This window comes from Paenibacillus sp. FSL W8-0919, from assembly GCF_038003785.1.
GTDB classification, from domain to species: domain Bacteria; phylum Bacillota; class Bacilli; order Paenibacillales; family Paenibacillaceae; genus Paenibacillus_AQ; species Paenibacillus_AQ lactis.
Genome location: NZ_JBBOPV010000001.1, coordinates 5,480,166 through 5,505,887, shown reverse-complemented (window position 1 = coordinate 5,505,887; position 25,722 = coordinate 5,480,166). Strand labels below are relative to the sequence as shown.

Genomic DNA, 25,722 nt, shown 5'->3' with positions numbered 1-25,722 from the left:
CTAGGGGGTATTCGACATGAGGCAATGGCAAATTGTACGGGCTGTGCTTGTACCGGCCGCGATCGCATTCATGATGCTCGTCATCCTGCTGGAGTTAAAGTCGCATGCGCGCCAAAAAATCGAGACGGTCACCGCTGCGGTCCCTTATCACAGCCGTGAGCTGACGGATGCCGGCTTGGTCGACTCGCTGATGAATCTTCCGCTTCATCTTAAAATAAGCCGGGCGGATTATGATGACGGCTCACTGACGATGGATATCAAGCTGAGTGATCCCGGGGAGGACGTCGGCGACGTGTATGAGGATATCGCCGGCATTATGTCCTTCGCGTTCGAAGGAACGGATAATGTGAGGCAGCTGTACTTGAGAGTGATCGCGATCGATCGCTGGGGCGGGAAGCGGTATCTGCTTCTTGCTTCGAATATGAACAGAGAATCCTGGGAGCCGCGCTACGCAGAAGCGCTGAGCCAGCTTCGAAACGGCGATGTGCCGCCATCCTTGGCAGCCTCGCTCAATTTAACTTTTACGAATCTTTGGCAGAAGCAGTTCAGCAGTCCGTGAAACGGTTAAAATAGTAAGTGACAGGCATGTACGTGCCCGGAACATGTGTTATAATAGATTGGATTGTTGGCTCAATAGACCATAGAACATCAAGTGCACGGAGGCTGAGGATGAAACCGTATCGCGTACCAGAACTGGCAGAGAAATATATAAATTATGATATGATCCAGAATCACACGGAACTACCGGACTTTCCGGACGCCCGTGTTCATTTGCTATACATATTTTTGAAGGACTCGGGAAGAAATATTGCCGGACTCGAAGAATTATACGCGCTGGTCGCCTCGCTGGTTCAGATGGGTCTTGATACGCATGAGAGCATCGACGTTGCCGAGGGCAACCAAGGGGAGGCCATGATGCGCTCCCGTCAATTAAAGGTGCTCGCCGGGGACTACTTCAGCAGCCGGTTTTACCAGCTTCTTGCACAGAAGGGCGAAATTGCGGTCATCTCGCTTTTGAGCCGGGCGGTAAGCAGTGTTAATGTGATGAAAATGAACCTGTATGGCAAAATGAAAGATACGCTGGTGCCTTCTGAAGAATATTTACGGCAAACGGTACAGCTGAATATGCAGCTGTTTCTTTCTTTTACCCCCCTGCTAGAAAAATCGGTTCACGAGACATGGAGGACGCTGCTGAAGGAATTCACGCAGTGCGAAACCCTGGTTCAAGAGATGAAGCGCTGCGTCTCTCCGGATTCGGGAAGATGGAGCTACAGTTATTGGCACTTGATCGAAACGGCAAGCGAAGAGGAACGCAGGCTGCTGGTCGGGAAGAAGGCGGACCCGAAGGATTGGAAGAAGCTGATTCTGAAGTACAAGGCTGCCGAGCGGCTCCTGGACAAGCTGCGGGAGACGGTGGCCAACCTGCAGCAGCTGCTTGCGGGACGGTCTGGGGATTGCCCGTACAGTTGCTTGCTGGAGCCGTTCCTGCACCGGCTTGGCACCGTTTCGTCTGTTGTAAGGGGAGGATAGGTGATGTCAGTGGATAAACAAACGATGACGCCGGATTCCCGGCGTAACGGCAGCACGCCGAAAGAGGAGCATGTCCATTCCGTATTTGAGAGCATTGCCGGCAAATACGATATGATGAATGACATTCTCAGCTTTAGAAGACACAAGGCCTGGCGCAGGTTCACGATGAAGAAGATGAATATGCGCCAGGGCGATACCGCAATTGACTTGTGCTGCGGAACTTGCGACTGGACGATTAGCATGGCCCAGGCAAGTGAAACTGGACACATAGTCGGGCTGGATTTCAGCGAGGGGATGCTGAAGGTCGGCCGGGAGAAGGTTGCCAGGAACGGTCTTGAGAGGCAGATTAGGCTTGTGCAAGGCAATGCGATGGAACTGCCGTTCGAGGACAATCAATTCGATTATGCGACGATCGGTTTCGGACTGCGGAACGTTCCGGATTATATGCAGGTTCTTCGCGAAATGCAGCGTGTGGTGAAGCCGGGCGGGATGGTTGTATGTCTGGAACTGTCCAAGCCGACCTGGCAGCCGTTCAAAGGACTTTATTATTTCTATTTTCAACAACTGCTGCCACGCATGGGACAACTGGTGGCGAAGCGCTATGAGCAGTATAAATGGCTGCCCGACTCGCTGAAGCTGTTTCCCGGCAGAGAGGAGTTAGCCGAAGCTTTCCGTCAGACCGGACTTAAGGAGGTCCAGGCCTATCCCTTGACTGGTGGCATCGCAGCCTTACACATTGGGATCAAGGAGAATCGGAATGTTTAAGAAAATTGGGACTTATCTGGAAATGATCAAAGTGGAGCATACCTTGTTTGCTCTGCCTTTCGCATTTATGGGGGCGATTCTGGGGTCGGCCGTGGTGTTCGATCACCTGCCTTCCTGGGGAGACATCGGATGGATTTTTCTGGCCATGTTCGGAGCGCGCAGCGCCGCGTTCGGACTCAACCGGCTAACCGATCAATATATTGACGCCAAAAACCCGCGGACAGCAGGACGGGCCATCCCGGCTGGACTGCTTAAACCGTTTGAAGTCATCATTTTTATTATTTTATCGTTCGCCGTCTTTTTCTGGGCGACCTATGAGCTGGACCCGTTTGCTTTCCGGCTGCTGCCGATCGCTATCTTTTTGCTTATTATTTATTCCTTTACGAAGCGCTTTACCTGGCTGTGCCATGTCGTGCTTGGCTTGACCACCGCGCTTGCGCCGCTGGGAGGCTGGGTCGCCGTTACAGGTCAGGTGGATTGGAAGGCGCTGCTCTTTTATGTCGCGCTGGCGTTCTGGACGGCCGGATTCGATGTGATCTATGCATGCCAGGACCAGGAGTTCGATGAGAAGGAAGGCTTGTATTCGATCCCTTCCCGTTTCGGCTTGCATCACGCGTTATGGTTCGCCCGCGGCTTTCATGCCGTTACTGCCTTGGGCTTTATCGTTCTATTTTTCATCACACCGCTCAGCTGGTGGTATCTCATCGGGATGATTATCGCTCTTGGCATTCTGTTCTATCAGCATTACATTCTGTCGCCGAACGATATGAGCCGCCTGCAGACCGCCTTCTTTACGATGAACAGCACGCTGAGCATCGTCCTGTTCGTCTTTACTCTGATTGATTTGGTGGTGCGTTACCTGTGATGGAGGCCGTGCGGAGAAAAAGCTGGGTTGTCGGAATAACGGGCGCAAGCGGAAGCATATACGGCGTGCGTCTCACGGAAAGCCTGCTGTCGCTTGGATATGACGTTCACCTCGTCATTACGAATGCCGGATGGCGTGTGCTGAAGGAGGAGATGGGCTTCGAAGCGGCGAGCCGGGAGGCTGCCGTTCTCGAGCGTTTCGGAGGGTACGAGGGACAGATCGTTTATCATCCGATCGCTGATATCGGGGCCACCATTGCCAGCGGCTCCTATCTGGTCGAGGGCATGATCATTATGCCATGCTCCATGGGCACATTATCTTCCGTGGCCCACGGCGCTTCCGATAATTTGATGGGACGGGCCGCCGACGTCATGATGAAGGAAGGGCGCCCGCTCGTGCTCGTTCCGAGGGAAACGCCGCTGCATGCGATCCACCTGGAGAACATGCTGACGCTGGCCCGGCTCGGGGTGAAGATCATTCCGGCGATGCCGGCATTTTACTTCGGGCCGCAAACGCTCGATGATATCGTGAATTTTATGGTGGGCAAAGTACTGGACAGCTTGAGAATCGAACATCATTTGTATAAAAGATGGGGTGACTAATATGCCGGGGGAAGACAACAAAACCATCATCGGCAAGATCAGTTATACCAACGCTTGGCCCGTGTTTCATTACGTGGATCCTGCAGCGCTCGGCACGCCGGCGGATATGGTCGCGGCCGTTCCGGCCGAGCTCAACCGGAGAATGCACGAGGGCAGCATCCAGATCGGCGCATTATCCTCATTCGCCTATGCGGAGGTAGCGGATCGCTTGCTGCTTCTGCCGGATTTATCCGTGAGCGCGGACGGGGCGGTTAACTCGATCTTCTTGTTTACGAAGGTGCCGCTTCAGCAGCTGAAGGAAGCTAAAGTCGCGCTTACGAATACGTCGGCAACGTCGATCAACTTATTGAAAATATTATTGGAGAAATCGCTCGGCGGTACTTACTCCTACATCACCTGCGAGCCGGATCTGACCGAAATGATGGCCCAAGCGGATGCGGCCCTTCTGATCGGCGATCATGCGATCCGGGCTTCATGGAGCAATACGGAATATTACAGAACGGATCTTGGCCAGTGGTGGAAGGATTGGACGGGATGCAGCATGACGTTTGCCGTCTGGGCGGTCAACCGGGACGCCGTGGAGCGCAACCCGGAGGGCATGGCGGAAATCGCCGATATGTTCCTTGAGAGCAAGCGACGAAGCTTGAGCGATTTGACCCCGATCGTTGAGGAGGCTGTCAGCCGGATCGGGGGAAGCGCGGCATACTGGAAGCATTACTTTACGAACCTGTGCTACGATTTTGATGAACGACAACAGGAAGGACTTCGCTTATATTTCAAATTCGCTTATGAGCTCGGCCTGCTGGATCATGTCGTCGTGCCGGAGCTGTGGAATGAGAAACGAAGCGTGCGGGTGAAGAAATGAAACGATTTGATATATTCGGAACTCTTAAAAAAGATATGGATGTCATCGAAAAAGAGCTTTACCGCAGTGTCGAAGGCGACAGTCCCGAACTGACGGAGACCTCGCTGCATCTGCTCCGGGCGGGCGGCAAGCGGCTTCGTCCCGTATTTGTTCTGATGGGCGGCAAGTTCGGCAGCTATGACATTGAGAAGCTGAAGCATGTCGCCGTGCCCCTGGAGCTGATTCACAGCGCTTCTCTGGTGCATGACGATGTGATCGACGATGCCAGCACGCGCCGTGGAAAGCCGACGGTGAAGGCGAAATGGGACAATCGGATCGCTATGTACACCGGTGATTACATATATGGCAAAGCGTTGGATTTGACCACCCGGCTAAAGCAGCCGGAAATTCATCAGATTCTGGCGAAAGCGATGGTGGAGATGTCTATCGGCGAGATGGAGCAAATCCGTGATTTCTTTAACGTCTCGCAGGATGTCAGAAGGTATCTGCTGCGTATCCGGCGCAAAACCTCTCTTCTGATCGCGATCAGCTGCCAGCTTGGAGCGCTGGCTGCCGATGCGGACCGGAGAATCGCTGCCAGTCTGTACCGTTTTGGATACAACGTCGGGATGGCTTTTCAGATCCAGGACGACCTGCTGGACCTGTGTGGCAGCGAGAAGCAGATCGGCAAGCCGCCGGGAAGCGACATGCGCCAAGGGAATATTACGCTCCCGGTCATCTATGCCCTCGAGGATCCCGAGCGCAGGGAGCCGCTGCTGAAGGAGCTGGACCGCATTCATGCGATGAACGGCCAGTGCGATGTCTCCGAGGCCGTTAAGCTTGTGACGTCGAGCAGCGGAATCGCCAGATCGGAAGCGCTGGCGGACCGGTATATTACGAAGGCGCTTGACGCCTTGTCGGACCTCCCGGACATCAAGACGAGAAAACAGCTGAAGGATATCGCACATTTTATAACCAAGCGGTCATATTAGTCATATCGACACGAGAAGCTTTCTGTTAAAATAAGGGTACACATGTAACATCACATGAGCATGATAAGATTGTTCAATATCCTGGCAGGAGAGGAAAGTGATGAGGGCTATGGAACGTACTTTTTTAATGATTAAGCCGGATGGTGTCCAGCGGGGACTGATCGGCCGCATTGTCGGCCGTTTGGAGGATAAAGGCTTCAAAATGGTCGCGGGCAAGTTTCTGCAGATATCGGACGAGCAGGCGAAGCGCCATTATGCCGAGCATGAAGGTAAGGATTTTTACGATAACCTCGTCGGCTTTATTACGTCGGGACCGGTATTCGCGATGGTATGGGAAGGCGATGACATTATTGCCCTGTCCCGTCAGGTCATCGGCAAAACGAATGTGAAGGAAGCGCAGCCGGGAACGATCCGCGGCGACTTCGCCTCCCACACGCCGCATAATCTGATCCACGGATCGGATTCGCCTGAAAGCGCTAAGCGCGAGATCGCCAACTTTTTCGATGAGTCGGAGCTCGTTCAATATGAGAAAACGCTTGCTCCTTGGCTGTAGCCGATAAGCGGAAGTTAAGCAAATTATAATAATTTACAGTAACAGGATGATAAGATGACGGAACATGGATTATTGCCGGAGGACCAGGATTATGTCGGCTTTGTTCGCAGCATCGAGCGGAGCACGGGAATTAATCTGGCGGATTACAAAGAAGCGCAGATGAAACGGCGGCTGACGACGCTGCGCAACAAGAAGGGCTACTCGACCTTTGCGGCATTTTATGAAGCGATGATGAAGGACAAGCCGCTATTTCATGAATTTCTGGACAGGATGACGATCAACGTGTCAGAGTTTTGGCGGAACCCGAACCGGTGGGAAATTTTGAAAGAGAAGATCCTGCCCTCGATTACCGAGCAGAACCCGGGTACGCTTAAGCTGTGGAGCGCTGCCTGCTCCACGGGCGAGGAGCCGTATACCCTGGCGATGATCTTGGCGGAGAAGAAGCTGCTGAACCGGGCGCGCATTATGGCAACCGATATCGATGAGGGGGCGCTGCAGAAGGCGAAGGAAGGAATGTATCTTGAGCGCTCGTTAAAGGACGTGCCGCCGGAGGTAGCCTCACGGTATTTCACGGAAGAAGGCGCCTTGTACCGGTTCAGCGACAGCTTGAAGAAGGAGATCGTTTTCCAGAAGCAGAACCTGTTGACGGACCGGTTCGAGACCGGCTTCGATCTGATCGTGTGCCGGAATGTCATGATTTATTTTACAGAGGATGCCAAGCATAAGCTGTATATGAAGTTTGCTGCAAGTTTGAAGCCCGGCGGATTTCTGTTTGTGGGCAGCACCGAGCAAATCTTCAATCCGGGCCAATACGGCTTGGAGAGCAACGAAACGTTTTTTTACCGGAAGCTCTAGTTCACTGTGTGCGAAGCGGCAGCCGGAGCGAACAGCCGGCATAAGGATCGATAACATCCAATCATGGCCCGCATCGCTATTGCGAGCAGGCTGACCGTATAGGCGAAGCGCTTTTCCATCCGGGGATGAGAGGCGCTTTTGCTGTATAGAGGGATTCTTGTCAAAGCGTATTAGCTATACTATAATGATCAGAAGATATTTACGGATTTTAGCGTTTTAACGCTTAAAAGTTTAAAGGGGGAAAAGCATCATGAGTTTACGTTTTCTAACGGCGGGAGAAACGCACGGGCCTCAGCTGACTACGATTATCGAAGGGCTTCCGAGCAATATGAAGATCGATTTCGATGCGCTGAATTTTCAGCTGCACCGGCGCCAGAAGGGGTACGGCCGCGGACGCCGCATGCAGATCGAGAAGGATACGGCCCAGATTCTCGGGGGGGTGCGCCACGGATATACGACCGGTGCGCCGGTTGCGCTTGTCGTGGAGAACAAGGACTGGACGCACTGGAGAAACATCATGAACGTGGAGCCGATCGAAGGCAATGACGAAGCGAAGCGGCGTGTGCACCGCCCAAGACCCGGCCATGCGGATCTGAACGGCGGGCTGAAATATAATCTGAAGGATTTGCGCAACGTGCTGGAGCGCTCCAGCGCGCGGGAGACGACCGTACGGGTAGCCGTCGGCGCCATCGCCAGACAGTTTCTGGAGCAGTTCGGCGTGAAGGTAGCGGGACAGGTCATCCGAATCGGCGAGATTGAGGCGCCTCCGCACAGTCTCCCCATTGACGAGCTGATCGAGCGCACGGAGGCCTCCTCGGTCCGTGTCGTCGACGCTGAGACGGAGAAGAAGATGGAAGCCTACATCGACCAGATCAAGCAGGAGGGCGATTCCATCGGCGGCGTTGTCGAATGCATTATCGAGGGATTGCCGGTCGGTCTTGGCAGTCATGTGCAGTATGACCGCAAGCTTGACGGCCGCATCGCCCAGGGCGTGATGTCGATTAATGCCTTTAAGGGCGTCGAGGTCGGCATCGGATTCGAAGCCGGAGAGCTTCGCGGTTCCCAAGTGCATGATGAGATCATGTACAGCGAGGAGCGCGGCTACTACCGCGCAACCAACCGCTTGGGCGGCTTCGAAGGCGGGATGACCAACGGCATGCCGATCGTTGTCCGCGGCGTCATGAAGCCGATCCCGACGCTGTACAAGCCGCTTCAAAGCGTGGATATCGATACGAAGGAGCCTTTTACCGCCCAGGTGGAACGCTCGGATGCATGCGCGGTTCCTGCGGCTAGCGTCGTCATGGAGCATGTGGTGACTTGGGAGGTAGCAAAAGCGTTCCTGGAGAAATTCGGCGGCGATTCGATGGAGGAGATCCATGCGAATTACCAAAACTACCTGAAGCAGCTGGAGAGCTACTAAGATGAGGACGCTGCGAGTTGAATTGGGAGAGCGCTCATACCCCATTTACATCGGCTCCGGGATTTTGGATTCGATCGGTGAACTGAGCAGAAAGCACGGCATTAGCGTCAAGAGCCCCCAGCTGATCGTGACGGATGACAAGGTGGCGCCTCATTACTTGGCCCAGGTAGAACAAGCGCTGGTGTCGGAAGGCTATTCGGTTGTTACGCATACCGTACCGTCCGGGGAATCCTCCAAATCGCTGCAAGTGTATGAAGAGGTCATGACGACCGCGATCCGCGGTAAGCTGGACCGCAGCTCGGCGGTGTTTGCCCTCGGCGGAGGCGTCGTCGGCGATCTAGCCGGCTTCGTTGCGGCTACGTATATGCGCGGAGTCACGTTCGTGCAGATCCCGACGACCATTCTCGCCCATGACAGCAGCGTGGGCGGCAAGGTTGCGGTCAACCACCCGCTTGCCAAAAACATGATCGGTGCCTTCCACCAGCCGGCGATGGTGCTCTACGACGTGGATACGCTGAAGTCACTCCCGCCGCGCGAGGTCTCGTCCGGGCTCGCCGAAATGGTGAAGCACGGACTCATTTTGGACCGTGATTTCGCGTATTGGTGCAGGGAGCATGCCGAGGAGCTGCTCGCCCTTGTACCGGAAACATTGATCTACGGCTTGGAGCGTGGCTGTGCCATTAAAGCCGATGTCGTCTCCAAGGACGAGCGGGAAGGCGGCCTTCGCGCCATTCTGAATTTGGGCCACACGATCGGCCATGCGATTGAAGCAGTCGGCGGTTACGGGCGTTTCCTTCACGGGGAGGCGATTGCGATCGGAATGGCCGGCTCGGCTAAGCTGGCCGGCATGCTGGGAAGAGACCAGAGCCTGTATGCCGAGACGGTCGGCATGCTGCAGGCATTGAATCTCCCGGTGACGCTTCCTGCCGATATCAAGGTCGAGGACATTATGGACGCGATGCAGCACGACAAGAAATTCGCCGAAGGCCGGATGGTGTTTATCGTCCCCGAGGCCATCGGGTCAGTCAGCATCGTCAAGGATGTACCGGTCGATGCTGTTCGAACGGTCGTTGAACAGCTGAAGGGAGAGGTTAATACATGATGAATCGGGGAATCCGGGGAGCCACGACGGTGACCCGCAATGAAGAGCAGGAGATTTTGCAGGAGACGCTCCGCCTGTTGGAAGAGATCGTTAGGCGCAACGACCTTCAGCCGGAATATATAAGCAACATCTGGATTACGATGACGCAGGATTTGGACGCGGCGTTCCCTGCTCGCGCCATCCGCCAGCTGGAGGGCTGGGACCTCGTGCCTTTGATGTGCTCCGTCGAAATACCGGTGAAGGGCAGTCTTCCGCGCTGTATCCGCTTCATGGTGCAGGTCAATACCGACAAGAGCCAGAGCGAGATCAAGCATGTGTATTTGAACGAAGCGAAGCGGCTTCGCCCGGATTTGTCCGGCGCGGGCGCCGACAAGCAAAATTAAGGGTTGCAGATTACCGCCATCATCCTGTATAGTGGTATCAGAATATAGCTGAGTAGAGTTTAGGTTTCACAGATGAGTTGAGTTGAGAAGAGCAGAGTTAAGCATCCTAGGCAATTTCATATCGGGATTAGGAATCCGTGGTTCATTGATGATGATTGGGCTATTCTACCTTGTGCGGAAGGGATGCCGGCAGATGCCGTATTCTATGACGCGTCAGGTATACGAACAGCACGGCATTGGATTTGGTGAAGCCTTTGGGGATTTCTGTACCGTGCTCTTAATAAACAATTCTCATATGCAGACGAACCAAACCTCTACTTCGGTAGAGGTTTTTTTTTGTATTTGATAATCATGAAGGAGGGTTTGGCATGGCACATCCATCGATGGAGCAAGTGGTGGCAATGGCAGGCGAATATAATCTGATTCCGGTAGCGATCCGGCTGTTGGCCGACATGGAGACGCCGATTCGCTTATTTCAGCGGTATGCGGAGCGGAAGCGGGCATTTTTACTTGAAAGCGTAGAGGGCGGCGTGCAATGGGCGCGCTATTCGTTCATCGGAACAGATCCCTTCTTGATGATTCGGGGCAAAAAAGGCGGCATCGAAATCGAAATGAACGGCGAGCGTTCCGTGCTAAAGGGAAAGCCGGTAGAGGAGCTCAAGGCGCTTCTGCGAAAGTACCGCAGCCCGCAGCTCAAGGATATGCCTCCGTTTACAGGCGGGGCGATCGGATTCTTCGGATACGATCTCCTGCAGTACTACGAGAAGCTGCCGGCCCATGCGCTGGACGATTTGGGCATGGATGATATCAGGTTCATGTTCTGTGACCAGGTGATCGTGTTCGACCACGTGAAGCAGCAGATCATGCTCATCGGCAACGTGCACATCAAGCCTGGAGATACGGACGAGGACATCCGTCAGAAGTATGACCATGTACGGCGCAAGCTCGAGGCGGCAGCGGAGCAGCTGCAGGAAGACGGGCCGAGGGAGAATGTAAATTCCAGAAGCATCCCGGCAGATATCGAGCTGGGAGATATTCAATCGAACATGACCAAAGAGAAATACATGGACAACGTAGAGAAGGCGAAGGAGTATATTCGGGCGGGCGATATTTTTCAGGTCGTGCTGTCCCAGCGGTTTCATATTGAGACGGACGTATCGCCGCTTCACGTCTATCGCGTGCTCCGCACGCTGAACCCTTCGCCGTATATGTATTACCTCAAATTGGACGATGACATTATCGTGGGAACCTCCCCGGAAGCTCTGGTCAAGGTTGACGGCCGGCGCGTAGAGACGAGACCGATTGCAGGAACCCGGCCAAGAGGCATCGACGAAGCCGAGGATCAGCTGCTGGCGGAGGAGCTGCTGCAGGACGAGAAGGAGCGGGCGGAACATCTGATGCTGGTGGATCTGGGGCGAAACGACCTCGGGCGCGTGTCGGAATTCGGCTCGGTGAAATGCGACACCTTTATGGAGATTGAAAAATACTCGCATGTGATGCACATGGTATCCGGGGTCTCTGGACGCCTCGGCGAGAATAAGGACTTCTTCGATGCGTTCCTTTCGTGCCTTCCGGCCGGAACCGTGTCAGGCGCGCCGAAGCTGAGAGCGATGGAGATCATTGCGGAGCTGGAGCGGGAAGCCAGGGGCGTTTATGCCGGAGCGATCGGATATCTCGGCTTTGGCGGCAACATGGATTCCTGCATTACCATCCGGACGATTATATTCCGCGGGGGAAAAGCATATGTTCAGGCCGGCGCCGGCATCGTATGGGACTCCATACCCGAGAAGGAGTATGAGGAGACGGTCAATAAAGCCAAAGGGATGCTGAAAGCGATCCGGGTGGCGGAAGCGATGTTCCCGGCAAACAGCGGCGCTGAGGATTTCATTAACCAGGATTATCTGTATCAATACACACCTTAACTCAGAGGAGGAGAATGAGATGAACGTTATGGAACCGATGCAATCCAGCATTTCCAAGCTGATTGAAGGCCAAGACCTGAGCCGTGAAGAAGCGCGCGGGGTGATGCAGTCCATTATGGACGGGCTGGCCACTCCTTCTCAAATCGGAGGACTGCTGACCGCCCTGCGGATCAAAGGGGAGACTGTCGATGAAATCACCGGCTTTGCCGAGGCGATGAGAGGAGCCGGCGGGCGAGTCGTCACGGAGCGCAACCGGCTGCTGGACACTTGCGGAACCGGGGGATCGGGCATTCATAAATTCAACATTTCAACGGTATCGGCCATCATATCCTCCTCGGTATCGGTCCGGGTGGCGAAGCACGGCAACCGCTCCGCCTCCGGGCGGGCCGGGAGCGCGGACGTGCTGGAAGCGCTGGGGGTAAACATTCACCTGACGCCGGAGCAGGCCAAGGCTTGCCTTGACGATATCGGCATCTGCTTCCTGTTCGCCCAGATCTACCATCCGTCGATGAAGCATGCGGCCGCGCCGCGGAAGGAGCTGGGGGTCCGGACGGTGTTCAATATGCTGGGGCCGCTGACGAATCCGGCAGGGGCGGACCGGCAGATGCTCGGGATATATGACATGAGCAAGACGGAAACGATCGCCCATGTGCTGAAGGAGCTCGGATTGAAGAGAGCGATGGTTGTCACAAGCCATGACGGTTTGGATGAAATCAGCGTTTCGGCTCCGACCCGAGTATCCGAGCTTCGGGGCGGAGAAGTGCGGACCTATGATATACATCCTGCCGACCTTGGTTTGCAGGTCCATCCGATGGACGCGATTCTCGGCGGTGACGCCAAAGAAAATGCCGCGATTATCGGCTCGGTGCTCCGTGGAGAGAAAAGCGCGTACCGGGATATCGTCCTGGCGAATGCGGGAGCCTGCATCTACGTATCCGGGCTCGCCGACAGTCTGAAGGAAGGTGTGCAGCAGGCTGCGCACGCTATTGATTCAGGGCTTGCCCAGGCAAAACTGGAGCAGCTTATTATACGGACGGGGGAATTAAGCTATGTATCTTGATCGAATCGTAGCCACGAAGAAGCAGGAGGTCGCGAAGCTGCGCGAAACATTTTCCGCTGCGGAAGCGGAAAGCCGGATTCAGGAGCTGCCGCCGACTCGCGGATTTGCTAGGGCGCTTGCGGAAGGACGCAAACGCAGCATGGGCTTGATCGCCGAAGTGAAAAAGGCTTCGCCGTCCAAGGGGTTGATCCGGCCCGATTTTGATCCGGTCATGATCGCGAAGGCCTACGAGGCCGCCGATGCCGATTGCCTTTCCGTCCTGACGGATCGGGAGTACTTTCAGGGGAGCGGAGAATATTTAAAGGCCGTTCGCGAGGCCGTCCGTTTGCCTCTGCTTCGCAAGGATTTCATTATCGACGAGACGCAAATTTATGAAGCGCGCTTGCTTGGCGCCGATGCGATCCTGCTCATTGCTGCAATTCTTACGCAGGAACGAATGGCGGATTTTATGGACCTGGCCGCTTCTCTAGGAATTGACTGCTTGATTGAGGTCCATGACCGCGAGGAGCTCCAGACGGTCCTTAAGCTGAATCCGTCTTTGATCGGCATTAACAATCGGAATTTGCGTACATTCGAAACCTCGCTGGAAACGACGGCCGATCTGGCAGGCGAGGTGCCTAAAGGCGTGACGCTTATCAGTGAGAGCGGCATATCGCGGCCTGCGGATATCTCGTATTTGCATTATGTTGGCGCGCATGGCGTGCTGGTCGGAGAACATTTCATGAGACAGCCGGATGTTTTCCGTGCCGTGAATGATTTGATGGGACCGCTGCCGGTGGCCGCTGACTCGGAGTAAAGGGGAGCAGCTGGATGAAAGATACGGCCGTAAAAATATGTGGACTTCAAAGCGTTGAAGTGCTAAAATCTATGATAAACTTACCTGTGGATTATATCGGATTTGTATTTGCCAAGAGCCGGCGGAAGGTGACGCCTCAGCAGGCCGGGGAGCTGATCGGCATATTAAAGGAGTGGAGCCCGGGACAGGCACCCGCCGCCGTCGGCGTGTTGGTTAATCCTGATTGGAGCGAGCTTGAGGAGCTGCTTTCGCATGCCCCGCTTGACGTCATACAGCTGCACGGTCAGGAAACGCCGCAATTTTGCCGGGAAGTGAAGGAGCGCTTCCCGGTTTCCGTTTTTAAAGTGGTATCGATCGGCGGGGAGAAGAGCGATGAAGCACGAATGGCTGCGCTGGACTCGTATGCAGGCTGCATTGACGGCCTGCTCGTCGATACCTTCGATCCGGAATATGGCGGGGGATCGGGCAAGACATTCGCCTGGGATATCATTCCACCATACCAAGACTGGGCCAAGAAGCATGGAATTCCGCTCTTCGTGGCCGGAGGGCTCGATGCGGATAATGTACCGCAATTAATCAGCCGGTACGCTCCCGATGGCGTGGATGTATCCAGCGGCGTCGAGAGAGAGCCGGGCGTGAAGGACATACAGAAAGTGAAAGCATTCGTGGAAAGGGTGAAGGGCATATGAGAACAAAGCTGCCTGACGTCAATGGACGTTTCGGGGTATTTGGCGGACGGTTTGTGCCGGAAACGCTGATGAACGCCTTAATCGAGCTGGAACAGGAGTATAACCGCTATGCGGAGGATGCTGATTTCAAGGAGGAGATTGCCTATCTGCTGAAGCAGTATTCCGGGAGGGAGACGCCGCTGTATTACGCCGAGCGGTTCAGCCGTCATCTCGGCAAGGCGAAAATTTATTTGAAGCGGGAGGACCTGAACCATACGGGCGCCCATAAAATTAATAATGCCATTGCCCAAGGCGTACTTGCCAAACGGATGGGCAAGACGAAGGTAATCGCAGAGACCGGCGCCGGCCAGCATGGAGTGGCGACGGCCACCGTGGCTGCGCTGCTTGGACTGGAATGCAAAGTGTTTATGGGCGAAGAAGACACGAAGCGGCAGCAGCTTAACGTGTTCCGAATGAAAATGCTCGGAGCCGAGGTTATACCGGTAACGTCCGGCAGCCGCACGCTGAAGGATGCCGGCAACGAAGCGCTCCGATACTGGGTCAGCAACGTGGAGGACACGTTCTACGTGCTCGGATCGGCTGTGGGACCGCATCCGTACCCGATGATGGTTCGCAATTTCCAGCGAATCATCGGAGACGAGACGCGCAGGCAGATTCTGGAGAGCGAAGGCCGGCTGCCGAGCATGATTTTGGCACCGGTCGGCGGCGGCAGCAATGCAATCGGTATGTTCTATCCGTTCCTGGAGGATAGCGAGGTCCGCCTGATCGGCGTCGAGGCGGCCGGCAAAGGGGTTGAGACCGAGTTCCATGCGGCTACGATGACCAAGGGGACCCAGGGCGTATTCCAAGGCTCGATGAGCTATCTGCTCCAGGATGAGTACGGCCAGGTTCAGGAGGCCCATTCGATCTCGGCCGGCTTGGATTACCCGGGCGTCGGCCCGGAGCACTCGTATTTGAAGGATATCGAGCGGGTTCAATATGAGCCGATCACGGACGCGGAGGCGCTTGAAGCCCTGCAGCTGCTGTGCCGGACCGAGGGGATCATTCCGGCGCTGGAGTCCGCGCATGCGCTGGCGCAAGCCGTGAAGATGGCCCCGCAATGGACCGAGGAGGACCTGATCGTCATCAATTTGTCGGGTCGCGGGGACAAGGACGTAGAGTCCATTATGGCATACACGGGAGGGAAGACGATATGAACCGGATCGATCAGACGTTTGAAACATTGAAATTGCACAACAAAACGGCGCTCATCCCATATCTGACCGTTGGCGATCCCGACCCGGAAACGACCCTGGACATCATCGCCGAGCTCGAAAGCGCCGGCGCCGACATCATTGAGCTGGGCGTGCCGTATTCGGATCCGCTGGCGGACGGACCGGTGATCCAGCGGGCTTCCGAGCGGGCGCTCAAGAACAAAGTCACGATCCGGACCTGCATGGACATCGCGCTGAAGGCTCGGGAACGCGGCAGCCAATTGCCTTTCATCCTGTTCACTTATTATAATCCGGTGCTGCAGATGGGGCTGGGCACATTCTTCGAGGAGGTGCTAAAGCACGATATCAGCGGCCTGATCATACCGGATCTGCCCGTGGAGGAATCGTCGGAGATCCGAACCCGTGCAGCGGCGGCGGGGGTTCACCTCATTCCGTTAGTTGCTCCGACCTCCCATGAGCGGATCGCTACCATCCTGTCGGAGGCGACCGGTTTCGTATATTGCGTATCCTCGCTCGGAGTAACGGGCGAACGTACGGATTTCTATTCCGGCGTAGAGGCGTTCCTTGAGACGGTAAAGGAATACAGCCGTGTGCCGATCGCGATCGGCTTCGGTATTTCTACGGGGGAGCAGGTGGCCAGATTCTCCAAGATCTGTGACGGCGTCGTTGTCGGCAGCGCCATCGTGCGTACGATCGAATCGAATATTCCGCTGCTGGATTGTGAGGAGACCCGCAGCCAAGGGCTTTCGCAAATCGGACAATTTGTGGCACAATTAAAAGGTGCGAAGCTTGCCCTTGACCGATAGGGTGTTTACAGAGTTAAGTTGTAGAGATAGATATGAAAGGTGAGGCGAATATCAAATGAAACCAAAAGCGCAAATCGTGGATCTTCCCGTCTATCAGCCGGGAAAACCGATCGAAGAGGTGAAGAAGGAGCTTGGGCTGGATCGCGTGATCAAGCTGGCTTCGAACGAAAATCCATACGGCTGCTCGCCGCTTGCTAGAGAAGCGATCACGGCGGAGCTGGAAACGCTCAGCCTGTATCCGGACGGCAGTGCAGCGGAATTGACAGCTGCGCTGGCGGAGCATTTGAACGTTGCAAGCCCTCAGATTATTTTCGGCTGCGGCTCCGATGAGATCATCGCGCTCATTATCCGGGCGTTCCTCGTTCCCGGCGACGAAACGATCATGGCCGATCAGACTTTTTCGGTATATAAAACCAACGCCGAGATTGAAGGTGCCGTCAGCATTGAAGTTCCGCTTGTCGATGGAAAGCACGACCTCCAAGGCATGCTTGACGCGATCACGGATAAGACCAAAATCATCTGGGTATGCAATCCGAACAACCCGACCGGCACCATTGTTTCGGAGACGGAGCTTGTACAGTTTCTGGACTCCGTTCCTGAGCACATTATGGTCGTTCTCGATGAAGCTTATTTCGAATATGTTACCGACGCTTCGTACCCGAACAGCATCCCGCTGATGGGTCGCTACCCGAATCTGGTCATCCTTCGCACCTTCTCCAAGATTTACGGGTTGGCGGCGCTGCGGATCGGATATGGGGTTGCTCAAGAAGAGGTGATCTCCCTCATCAACCGTGTCCGGGAGCCGTTTAATACGGGTCGTCTTGCCCAGGCAGCGGCTAAGGCTGCACTGAAGGATCAAGCGTTCGTGGCCGAGTGCCGCAAGCGGAATGAAGAAGGGATCAAGTATATTCAAGGAGAACTGGACCGTCTCGGGCTGTCGTATTTCCCGGCACACGGCAACTTCATCATGATCGATGTGAGAAGATCCGGAAAGGATGTCTTCCAGTCCCTCCTCAGAAAAGGCATCATCGTCCGCCCGGGATTCGAGCGGTATCCGAATTGGATTCGGGTGACGGTCGGGTCGAAGGAACAGAACGATGCCTTTATCGGGGCGCTTGAGCAGGTAATCGCTGAAGTGAGTCCTGTAGTATAACATTTAAGGAACAGATTGGAAATAACCATAATCAGCTAAACATCGCAGTTTGAAACGAGTGAGAGAACATGACCATGCATATATCCATATTTGGTGTCGGCTTGATCGGCGGATCGTTGGCATTATGCTTTAAAGGCAAGCCGGGGATCACCGTTACGGGTTACGCGCATACCGAAGCTTACGCCGATCAGGTAAGGGCCAAAGGCGTAGTAGACCATGTTACGTTATCAGTGGAGGAGGCAGCCCGGGACGCAGACGTTATATTCCTCTGCGTTCCGGTGGGCAGCCTGGAATACTATCTGAAACAGTTGAACGAAATTCAATTAAAGCCCGGCTGTATCATAACCGATGTGGGAAGCACCAAAGCAAGCATTGCCGAGTGCGCCTCACAGCTTGAGCTAAAGGATGCCTGCTTTATCGGCGGACATCCGATGGCCGGTTCGGAGCGCTCCGGCGTCGGGGCGGCTTCGACGCTGCTGTTCGAAAATGCGTACTATGTGCTTACCCCGGCGGATAACGTCCCGGAGGAGAAACTGGATACTCTTGCACGTCTTCTGGCACATACCCGGGCACATATCGTACGGGTAGAGCCTCGGCTGCATGATGAAATTGTGGGCGCCATCAGTCATCTGCCTCATATCATTGCCGTTGCGCTTGTCAATCAGATCAGCGCTTATAACGACGATAATGCGCTGTACCGCACACTGGCTGCCGGAGGCTTCCGCGATATTACGCGGATTGCATCGAGCGACCCGGTCGTTTGGCGGGATATTCTGCTGAATAACCGAAGCGTCATGCTGCCGCTGCTGCGTGATTGGAACGAGGGAATACAGCGCTTTATGGACATGCTGGAGGTTGGCGACGGACCTGCCATAGAAGAGGCCTTCCGCAGAGCGGGCGAATTCCGCAGCGTGCTGCCGGAAAGACGTAAAGGCATGATTGTATCCCAATATGACTTGTATCTGGATGTGCCTGACCATCCGGGAATTATCGGACGCATTGCGACCGAGCTCGGGGCCAACAGCATCAACCTGAGCAATATTCAAATCATCGAAAGCCGGGAAGACGTGCCGGGTGTAATGAGGCTGTCCTTCCGGAACGAAGTGGATCAGGAACGGGCGAAGGAGCTGCTGTTATCGAAAGGGCATCCCGTTTATCAATAGCTGCTGCGGTTGTTTTTAAACAACCGCAAATAAATACGTTTACAGTATTGACAAAATGAAAACGTATACATATAATAAAAGTACAGTATGGTTTCTCTCCACTCCTATCCAAAATATTGCACTATGTGCGGCCGTCTTCGGATGAAGGCGGTTTTTTTTTGTCATTTTCCTGGTCATGCCATGAAATCTGGCATAAAACTGATTCTTTCTCCAATATGTGCTATAATGCTAGAGTGCTAGTGTAGAAGATTTGGGGAAATTGCCAAATACATAGAATAGTCAGTCACCAAGAGGCGTAACTATATATGGTTTGACGGTACTTTTACAGATCCTAATTGATCGTTTCCTTGGACATTCAAGGAAGTTGAGGCACCGATGGGAGAAGGAGGAACGAAAAATCATATGACGGATTCCCAGTTAATACAAGAAATTAAGCAGGGCAATACCGAATTGTACTCGGAGCTTATGCGGCGTTACCAGAGAAAAATATTGGCATTTGTCTATCATATGTTAAAGAGCTCCAACATGGAGCTGATGGCGGAGGATTTATGCTCCGAAACATTCTATAAGGCTTTCCGCAGCCTGCATTCGTTTCGCGAGGTGGATGCATCGTTCTCGACATGGCTGTATACCATTGCGCGAAATACGGTGCTGAGCGAGCTCCGGAAGCATCGCAGCGGTACGCTGCCGCTGGAGGAGAGCGGTGTCGTTCCCGTGGCCCCGATTGAGGTCGCACCCGAACAGGCGATTTTACGAAGCGAACGCGTACATATGGTAAGGGAAGCAATAAATAATTTACCGGAGAAGCAGCGGTCAGCGCTGATTCTCCGGGAATACGATCAGCTGGACTATCAGGAAATCGCAGACATATTAGGTCAAAGCGTCAGCTCCGTCAAATCCCTTCTATTTCGAGCCAGAGGCAGTGTCAAAATTCAGCTCGAGCCTTATTTCTATGAACCGGTCATGGAAGAGCTGAGAGGGATGAAGAGCAATTGAATTGCGAAGAAGCCCGAGAGCTGATGGAAAGTGTCTGGGATTTGCCTGACGAAGATCCGCGGCGACAGCGGCTGAATGGGCATGTAAAAACCTGCAGCGCGTGCGCGGCGGAGTACGAATTGTGGCTTCAGAGCTTGAACATGGTCCATGCTTTGGAGGAGGAGGATATTCCGGGGATCGATAGCGAACGAATCAACCGCAATGTCATGGACCGTATTTATCGGGATTTTCCTTGGCTGGTGGAGGAAACCTCAAAGAGCCGCGCAGTAAGCCGAGTGTTTCGCAAGCGTTTGACCTTATGGATTGCCGGATTTTTGGCACTGTTCGTGTGCAGCTTCATCTATTTTGCCGTCATAGGAAGTCCGGCCGAGCCCAAGCCCGAGGCAGACGCAACCGGAATTATCCCGACAGGGATCGCCGATACCGGTCAAAGCCTGACAGCGAAGGATTATAACATTCCGAAGACCAACAGCGGAATTATCGATCCGTTTGTGGTTGGAATGAGTCCTACCGAGCCGCAGTATTGGATGCTGCTGTCGCTTTTGGGTGTGGGGCTGGCCATGTATTTCCTGATGCGGCTGAATCGGGTCAGACGATAGCGAATGCATTGAAATATACAAGAGGAGGAAGATCATGCTGATAGGGTTGGTTCGCCACGGTTTAACGGACTGGAATGCGATGGGCAAAATACAGGGACAGACGGATATTCCGCTGAATGAGGAAGGACGGCGGCAGGCACGGCTGCTTGGCGAGCGGCTTCGCCAGGAGCCCTATCATTGGGACTTTGCGATCAGCAGCGGCCTTTCCCGTGCGGAAGAAACCGCGCAGATCATCGCGTCCATGCTCGGCATTCCGGTAGCTGATCCGGATCCCCGTGTAAGGGAGCGGAGATACGGCCAGGTAGAAGGGCTGACGGCGGAGGAGCGGGAGGCCCGGTTCGGAACCGACTGGCATCAGCAGGATTTGGGCCAAGAGTCCGATGTGGAGCTGATGTCCAGAGGACTTGTCTTTTTGGACGATATGGCGATCAAGCATCGGAACAGCAATATCCTCGTTGTAAGTCACGGCGGTTTTCTGGCACAGCTGTATAAGCTCGTCTGCCGCGGTCAGCTCAGCCAGCGCATCGGCAACCTGTCGCTGACGATCGTGGAACGCAAGGACGATGACTGGTCGCCGCTGCTCTATAACTGTACCAAGCATTTGTTGACGGAGCCGGCGGAAGGCCAGGGAACGAATGTGCTGCCGACGAAGTAATAACCCCCGATACAGAATATGCCCCTGATCCGATGATTCAGCAGATCATCGATCAGGGGCGATTTTTTATTTAAAATGAGTTCAGCCGGGGGAAACCTTCCACAATATCAGATTACAACGAGGCAATCATAATAAAACGATGCTGCCTTACCTCGAAGTAGCCCTGCAATTGGATCCACTCGTGTATGTGATTCAGCTCATCCCTATAACGATCCACCGTAAAATCCGGGACCTGCCACGGAATGGCTGTAAGATAGTAAATAAGCGCACCGACATCGTAAAACCGCTGGACGGGGTAATCCTCGCGCGCGAACGTGACGTTGAACCCGTGATTCCGAAGCTCTGAGGCTGCGTAATCGAGGTTCCAATGGGCAAACTCGGCATTGAGCGGAACGCCGAACAGATCATTGATCTGGTAGCAATCGGTTCCGCCGACCTGCTGGGTAATAAAAACGCCCTGATCGGCCAGGATTCTCCGAATCTCGGACGGCGCATACGATTCGTGCTGGTTCATGACCACATCGAACAATCGATCAGGCAGCGGAAGCTTCTCATCGTCTTCTACATATACGACTTGAACGCCAAGCGGCTCCAGCTTGCGGCGCGCAACGGGCACATTCGGTGGGTACCCTTCCGTGGCATAGGTGATCTTCGGGAACGGCTGCAGCGTCGATAAAAATTCACCGCCTCCCGTTCCCATATCAAGCAAGCTCTTCGCGCAGCGGATATAAGGGATCAGAATGCTTCCCAGCGACCAAGGGAGCAGCTGCAGCTGCATGCGGCCTGATCCGGTAATATAGGAGAAGTCCCAACCGGAGAATGCCTGCCGGGCTTCATTGATATAGTGTTCAAAACGATCATCGACCTTCATTTTATTCGAACCTCCATATGTTCATTTGTTGATAACGATCGGCTTGTCGCCTTATGGAATACAAAGCGAGTGCCGTCAATCGGAGGTCCTCGAATCCATAATCCGCGTTGTTATGTTTCGTGTTCCCGGGTCGTCATGACCGATCACCTCTTTCGTTCGCTAACCGTATCCGTGCATCTCATCGTTAACCATTCGTTGAGACAGATATCCGTTACATGCACGAGCAGACGTTGTAATCCAGTTTAACATATATTCCCTTTCATTGAGAATATCGCAGATTCTATCATGGATTAAGAGGGCATAGAAATAGTATAAAAAAATACGCAATCTCACGTTTATGGAGCCGCTATTCCGTTAAAGATGATAAAACCACCATGCAGATCAGTTGATTCCGACGCTTACTAGGGACATGAAACTTCATGAAACGAGAGAGAACAGGTATCAAATGATCGAAACATTCCCATAATGGATGTAAAACGGCGAGGCGATGAACGATGAATCTAGCGGATATGCTCACTTATGCCGATATCGGTCAGCTCAGCAGCATCGCGAATCACTATCAATGCGACGCCAAGAGAAACTCGAAGCATGAATTAATCCAGAGTATCTTAAGCAAGCTTGGAGGAAGGGAATTTTTAGAGGAGCAGATCGGCAGCTTGTCCCCGAGCGATCTTCGCTTTCTGAACCATCTGGTATTTGACTCCAGGAGTGGTTACAGTCTGGAAGAGCTGACGGCGGCTATCCGCCAAGCTGCGGAGGTCAACAGCGACAATCAGAAGGGGAAGAGCTCTGCGGGACAAACCGAAAGCCCTCGCGAAGCCGTAGCGCGCTACCGCAGAAGCGGCTGGCTGTTTAACGGATTCACCCATTCCACGAAATATATGTTCCAGGTTCCTTCCGATCTAAAGCTGCGCTTCAGGGAAGCGCTGCGCGAACGCCTTCTTGAACCGCTGCAGCGATTGCCGGGTGATCCGGAGGCCTACCGGGACGAGCAGGGACTGATCGTGGAAGATTTGCTGCTGATGCTCAAGTATATCGGCCGCCATGACATCGAGCTGAACCTCGAAGGTTTTATGTATCGGCGGAACCAACAACAGCTAATGGGCATGCTCCACATTGATGAACCGCTCATAGCCAAAGGGGCGTGGAGGTTCGGATACGGCCGATCCTGCATTGCCTATCCCGACCGGCTAGCTTTGTTATACGATTATGCGTATGCAAGGCAATGGGTCAGGGAGAACGGCAGCCGGCTGGTGCTTACCGACAGCGGGGCCTCGCTTCTCGATGAAGGAAATCAAGTTAGCGTGATGCAGATATTCCGCTTTTGGTTAAGACTTTATAAAGGCGCAATTCCCAACATTACCTCGCTCGTATACTGGATCAGTCAATGCGCGCGCGATTGGGTGAGTGCCGCGTCGCTCTACGAATCACTGGGATGGCTCGTCCGCCCGTTCTATTATGACAGCCCGCAAAACATCCTCGAACAGCGGCTGATTCGGATGCTGATGCATCTGGGCTTGCTGCGGATCGGGGAAAGCGCGGCGCACGGCACAGCGTACAAGATGACAGCGCTCGGCTTAAAAGCAGCGGAGACTTGCATCCACATCAACGATTCGAAAGAGCTGAAGTAAAGGCAGCAAATGGCCGTCCGGGTGACGCATGATATGGTGGTTGAAGGAAATGAGGAAAGCGAAACACGAGGCAAGCTACTTAGTTAAAATTTGGTTTGGAGGTGCATCCTAATGGATAAAATGAAGGTTACTTACGAAGTTATGTTAGGTCTGGCTGCTGAAATGGTATGGGACGAGGCATTGCGTAAGCATCGGAGTGAAGAACTGTATAAGGAAATTGACGCAGCGCTGGCATCCGGAGATGAAGTGGCTTTCAAAAACCTGACGGATGAACTGAGGACTTTGAACTGAAGAAATGCCTTCATGCATTTCTTCTTTTTTTTGCCTTATCCGGGCTCTCACTCGTATAATGATGTAAAAAAGCGATTGGCGTGAGAGAAAGGATGTAACGTTACATGAAATTTAGTGAAGTGGACGAGCAGACTTGGCCGGAGCTGCAGCCTTATTATGACACCTGTTTAATACCGTTCACCGGTTTGACCGGCCAGGAGCCTCCATGGGAAGCGACCAGCGCGCTCGAGAGATTGCGAGACTTCATGGATTTGGCTGAAATTCCGTTTAAGGGCAGAATCGTTACATATCCTGCCGTGCAATATGGAAAGACTGAGGATACGACGCTTTTAAATGAAGTATGTCACAATGTTAAAAAGGCCGGATTTAAATATGTCGTCGTTATGACGGCGGACGGTGATCTTAGCCCGGAGGATGTCCCCGAGAGCACGCTTGTGCTGTCCCGGCGCAGGATTGAGGCGGATGGAAGCAAGGCCTCCGCAGCCGTTTCAGCGGGCATCAGTGAAATGTGGCAGGGGTAGTGAAAAACGGTGCATGAAATTGTGACAAAATACCAACAATTTATGAGAGGCCTGTTGGAAGCGAACCCATTTTTGGCCTTCACATTCTTGACGGTCTTGGGTGCCTAATATATTATTAGTATGTCCTAGTACGTCGTGTGATTTTAATCATTGATGACACTTAAGAACGGTTGACAAAGGGGGTTGAACACAGAATGAGCAGCAACCACAATGACGAGCATGAAGAATCGCACAATCCACCCCGCCGGAAAGAGATGTCCCGCAGACAATTTCTTACATACACGTTGGGCGGTGCCACAGCTTACATGGCTGCTGGGGTAGTTTTGCCAATGCTCCGTTTTGCCGTGGATCCAATTCTTCAGAACAAGGAAGAGGGAGCTTTCGTTAAGGTCGTAGAGGAGAGCAAAATTACCAACGAACCACAAGAGTTCCATTTTGAGCTTCAGCAGCAGGATGGCTGGTACAACAGTACAGCTACGCTGACGGCGTGGATTCGCAAGAATGATCAGGGTGAGATTATAGCGCTTTCGCCGATTTGTAAGCATCTGGGATGCCTTGTCGGATGGAACAGCAACAAGAATTTCCCGGATGAGTACCACTGCCCTTGCCACGGCGCACGTTATACGCCGGACGGCAAGAACCTTGCAGTCGCGCCGAAGCCGCTTGACCAGTACGAGACGAAAGTGGAGAACGGCTGGATTTACCTCGGCGAAATTGTACCAAATACCGTAGTATCATAGGAGGCGTAGATTCGGATGTTGAAGAATGTCTACAACTGGATTGACGAGCGTCTCGATATCACGCCGATTTGGAGAGATGTTGCGGACCATGAGGTCCCTGAGCACGTAAACCCTGCGCACCATTTCTCCGCGTTTGTGTACTGTTTCGGCGGTTTGACGTTTTTCATCACAGTCATCCAGATTTTGTCGGGAATGTTCCTGACGATGTATTATGTGCCCGATATCATCAACGCGTACAACAGTGTTGAATATCTGCAGACGCAGGTCGCCTTCGGGCAAATCGTCCGTGGTATGCACCACTGGGGCGCGAGTTTGGTTATCGTCATGATGTTCCTGCATACGATGCGCGTGTTCTTCACAGGCTCTTACAAAGCGCCTCGTGAAATGAACTGGGTAGTCGGCATGCTTATTTTCTTTGTTATGCTTGGCCTCGGCCTGACAGGCTATCTGTTGCCATGGGATAACAAAGCTTACTTTGCAACAAAGGTTACACTCGAAATTGCGAACTCCGTGCCTTGGCTCGGTCCGATCATTAAAGAATTGCTGCAGGGCGGTACCATTGTAGGCGCCGAAACGCTCACACGTTTCTTCGCCATCCATGTATTCTTCCTCCCGGCTGTGCTCCTGGCCCTACTGGTAGGACACTTTATCATGATCCGCAGACAGGGTATTTCCGGACCACTATAAGAAGAAGGGAGGCGCAA

29 protein-coding genes are annotated in these 25,722 nt (G+C 53.7%); 28 read left to right on the top strand and 1 reads right to left on the bottom strand.

Annotated elements, in window-relative coordinates; genetic code table 11:
• The first annotated feature begins 16 nt into the window (after positions 1-16).
• The 23 genes from NST44_RS24925 to NST44_RS24815 all read left to right on the top strand — a co-directional run bounded on the left by NST44_RS24925 (position 17) and on the right by NST44_RS24815 (position 20,964).
• Entirely contained in the window at positions 17-559 is a 543-nt protein-coding gene (locus tag NST44_RS24925; protein ID WP_007129817.1) for a hypothetical protein, read from the top strand.
• 110 nt (positions 560-669) lie between these two features.
• Positions 670-1,530 carry a heptaprenyl diphosphate synthase component 1 gene (locus NST44_RS24920; RefSeq protein ID WP_007129818.1) on the top strand — a complete coding sequence of 287 codons (861 nt, stop codon included), beginning with the start codon at positions 670-672 and terminating at the stop codon, positions 1,528-1,530.
• Positions 1,531-1,533: 3 nt separating this feature from the next.
• Complete coding sequence (locus NST44_RS24915) at positions 1,534-2,295, top strand: demethylmenaquinone methyltransferase (protein WP_007129819.1); 762 nt, start codon at positions 1,534-1,536, stop codon at positions 2,293-2,295.
• Positions 2,288-3,160 carry a UbiA-like polyprenyltransferase gene (locus NST44_RS24910; RefSeq protein WP_007129820.1) on the top strand — a complete coding sequence of 291 codons (873 nt, stop codon included), beginning with the start codon at positions 2,288-2,290 and terminating at the stop codon, positions 3,158-3,160. The genes NST44_RS24915 and NST44_RS24910 overlap by 8 nt, the downstream gene beginning before the upstream one ends.
• The gene (locus NST44_RS24905) at positions 3,160-3,762 is read left to right on the top strand and encodes a UbiX family flavin prenyltransferase (RefSeq protein ID WP_007129821.1); all 603 of its coding nucleotides are present in this window, start codon (positions 3,160-3,162) and stop codon (positions 3,760-3,762) included. The genes NST44_RS24910 and NST44_RS24905 overlap by 1 nt, the downstream gene beginning before the upstream one ends.
• A 1-nt stretch (position 3,763) precedes the next feature.
• Positions 3,764-4,627: a menaquinone biosynthesis protein gene (locus NST44_RS24900; RefSeq protein ID WP_007129822.1), complete on the top strand. Its 864-nt coding sequence runs from the start codon at positions 3,764-3,766 to the stop codon at positions 4,625-4,627.
• Complete coding sequence (locus NST44_RS24895) at positions 4,624-5,598, top strand: polyprenyl synthetase family protein (RefSeq protein WP_007129823.1); 975 nt, start codon at positions 4,624-4,626, stop codon at positions 5,596-5,598. Before NST44_RS24900 ends, NST44_RS24895 begins: the two co-directional genes overlap by 4 nt.
• Before the next feature lie 109 nt (positions 5,599-5,707).
• Entirely contained in the window at positions 5,708-6,151 is a 444-nt protein-coding gene (ndk, locus tag NST44_RS24890; protein ID WP_028403634.1) for a nucleoside-diphosphate kinase, read from the top strand.
• A gap of 54 nt (positions 6,152-6,205) precedes the next feature.
• Positions 6,206-7,006, top strand: a complete 801-nt coding sequence (locus NST44_RS24885; RefSeq protein ID WP_007129825.1) for a CheR family methyltransferase — start codon at positions 6,206-6,208, stop codon at positions 7,004-7,006.
• 250 nt (positions 7,007-7,256) lie between these two features.
• Positions 7,257-8,426, top strand: a complete 1,170-nt coding sequence (gene aroC, locus NST44_RS24880) for a chorismate synthase (RefSeq protein ID WP_007129826.1) — start codon at positions 7,257-7,259, stop codon at positions 8,424-8,426.
• A gap of 1 nt (position 8,427) precedes the next feature.
• Complete coding sequence (aroB, locus tag NST44_RS24875; RefSeq protein ID WP_007129827.1) at positions 8,428-9,528, top strand: 3-dehydroquinate synthase; 1,101 nt, start codon at positions 8,428-8,430, stop codon at positions 9,526-9,528.
• Positions 9,525-9,911: a chorismate mutase gene (gene aroH, locus NST44_RS24870; RefSeq protein ID WP_007129828.1), complete on the top strand. Its 387-nt coding sequence runs from the start codon at positions 9,525-9,527 to the stop codon at positions 9,909-9,911. Before aroB ends, aroH begins: the two co-directional genes overlap by 4 nt.
• 368 nt (positions 9,912-10,279) lie before the next feature.
• Positions 10,280-11,833, top strand: coding sequence for an anthranilate synthase component I (gene trpE / locus NST44_RS24865; protein ID WP_007129829.1), 1,554 nt, complete (start codon positions 10,280-10,282; stop codon positions 11,831-11,833).
• Positions 11,834-11,852: 19 nt separating this feature from the next.
• Entirely contained in the window at positions 11,853-12,893 is a 1,041-nt protein-coding gene (gene trpD / locus NST44_RS24860; RefSeq protein ID WP_007129830.1) for an anthranilate phosphoribosyltransferase, read from the top strand.
• Positions 12,883-13,689, top strand: coding sequence for an indole-3-glycerol phosphate synthase TrpC (trpC, locus tag NST44_RS24855; protein WP_007129831.1), 807 nt, complete (start codon positions 12,883-12,885; stop codon positions 13,687-13,689). Before trpD ends, trpC begins: the two co-directional genes overlap by 11 nt.
• 14 nt (positions 13,690-13,703) lie before the next feature.
• Positions 13,704-14,378 carry a phosphoribosylanthranilate isomerase gene (locus NST44_RS24850; RefSeq protein ID WP_007129832.1) on the top strand — a complete coding sequence of 225 codons (675 nt, stop codon included), beginning with the start codon at positions 13,704-13,706 and terminating at the stop codon, positions 14,376-14,378.
• Positions 14,375-15,574: a tryptophan synthase subunit beta gene (gene trpB, locus NST44_RS24845; protein ID WP_007129833.1), complete on the top strand. Its 1,200-nt coding sequence runs from the start codon at positions 14,375-14,377 to the stop codon at positions 15,572-15,574. Before NST44_RS24850 ends, trpB begins: the two co-directional genes overlap by 4 nt.
• Positions 15,571-16,398, top strand: coding sequence for a tryptophan synthase subunit alpha (gene trpA / locus NST44_RS24840; RefSeq protein ID WP_007129834.1), 828 nt, complete (start codon positions 15,571-15,573; stop codon positions 16,396-16,398). The genes trpB and trpA overlap by 4 nt, the downstream gene beginning before the upstream one ends.
• Before the next feature lie 55 nt (positions 16,399-16,453).
• The gene (gene hisC, locus NST44_RS24835; protein ID WP_007129835.1) at positions 16,454-17,551 is read left to right on the top strand and encodes a histidinol-phosphate transaminase; all 1,098 of its coding nucleotides are present in this window, start codon (positions 16,454-16,456) and stop codon (positions 17,549-17,551) included.
• 74 nt (positions 17,552-17,625) lie between these two features.
• A complete protein-coding gene (locus tag NST44_RS24830) occupies positions 17,626-18,714 on the top strand; it encodes a prephenate dehydrogenase (RefSeq protein WP_208604295.1) in 1,089 nt (362 codons plus the stop codon).
• Between the two features lie 402 nt (positions 18,715-19,116).
• Positions 19,117-19,710, top strand: a complete 594-nt coding sequence (locus NST44_RS24825; RefSeq protein ID WP_340900900.1) for an RNA polymerase sigma factor — start codon at positions 19,117-19,119, stop codon at positions 19,708-19,710.
• Positions 19,707-20,309, top strand: coding sequence for an anti-sigma factor family protein (locus tag NST44_RS24820; protein WP_007129838.1), 603 nt, complete (start codon positions 19,707-19,709; stop codon positions 20,307-20,309). The genes NST44_RS24825 and NST44_RS24820 overlap by 4 nt, the downstream gene beginning before the upstream one ends.
• 34 nt (positions 20,310-20,343) lie before the next feature.
• The gene (locus NST44_RS24815; RefSeq protein WP_007129839.1) at positions 20,344-20,964 is read left to right on the top strand and encodes a histidine phosphatase family protein; all 621 of its coding nucleotides are present in this window, start codon (positions 20,344-20,346) and stop codon (positions 20,962-20,964) included.
• Between the two features lie 112 nt (positions 20,965-21,076).
• On the opposite strand, the gene NST44_RS24810 is transcribed toward NST44_RS24815, so the two are convergent.
• Positions 21,077-21,835, bottom strand: coding sequence for a class I SAM-dependent methyltransferase (locus NST44_RS24810; RefSeq protein WP_007129840.1), 759 nt, complete (start codon positions 21,833-21,835; stop codon positions 21,077-21,079).
• Between the two features lie 494 nt (positions 21,836-22,329).
• Between NST44_RS24810 and NST44_RS24805 the strand changes: the two genes are divergently transcribed.
• The 5 genes from NST44_RS24805 to qcrB all read left to right on the top strand — a co-directional run bounded on the left by NST44_RS24805 (position 22,330) and on the right by qcrB (position 25,705).
• Positions 22,330-23,466, top strand: coding sequence for a hypothetical protein (locus NST44_RS24805; RefSeq protein ID WP_007129841.1), 1,137 nt, complete (start codon positions 22,330-22,332; stop codon positions 23,464-23,466).
• Between the two features lie 111 nt (positions 23,467-23,577).
• The gene (locus NST44_RS24800; protein ID WP_007129842.1) at positions 23,578-23,757 is read left to right on the top strand and encodes an IDEAL domain-containing protein; all 180 of its coding nucleotides are present in this window, start codon (positions 23,578-23,580) and stop codon (positions 23,755-23,757) included.
• 104 nt (positions 23,758-23,861) lie between these two features.
• Complete coding sequence (locus NST44_RS24795) at positions 23,862-24,278, top strand: DUF2487 family protein (RefSeq protein ID WP_007129843.1); 417 nt, start codon at positions 23,862-23,864, stop codon at positions 24,276-24,278.
• Between the two features lie 194 nt (positions 24,279-24,472).
• Positions 24,473-25,018, top strand: coding sequence for a ubiquinol-cytochrome c reductase iron-sulfur subunit (locus NST44_RS24790; RefSeq protein WP_007129844.1), 546 nt, complete (start codon positions 24,473-24,475; stop codon positions 25,016-25,018).
• Between the two features lie 15 nt (positions 25,019-25,033).
• Positions 25,034-25,705, top strand: coding sequence for a menaquinol-cytochrome c reductase cytochrome b subunit (qcrB, locus tag NST44_RS24785; RefSeq protein ID WP_006209500.1), 672 nt, complete (start codon positions 25,034-25,036; stop codon positions 25,703-25,705).
• Positions 25,706-25,722: the final 17 nt, after the last annotated feature.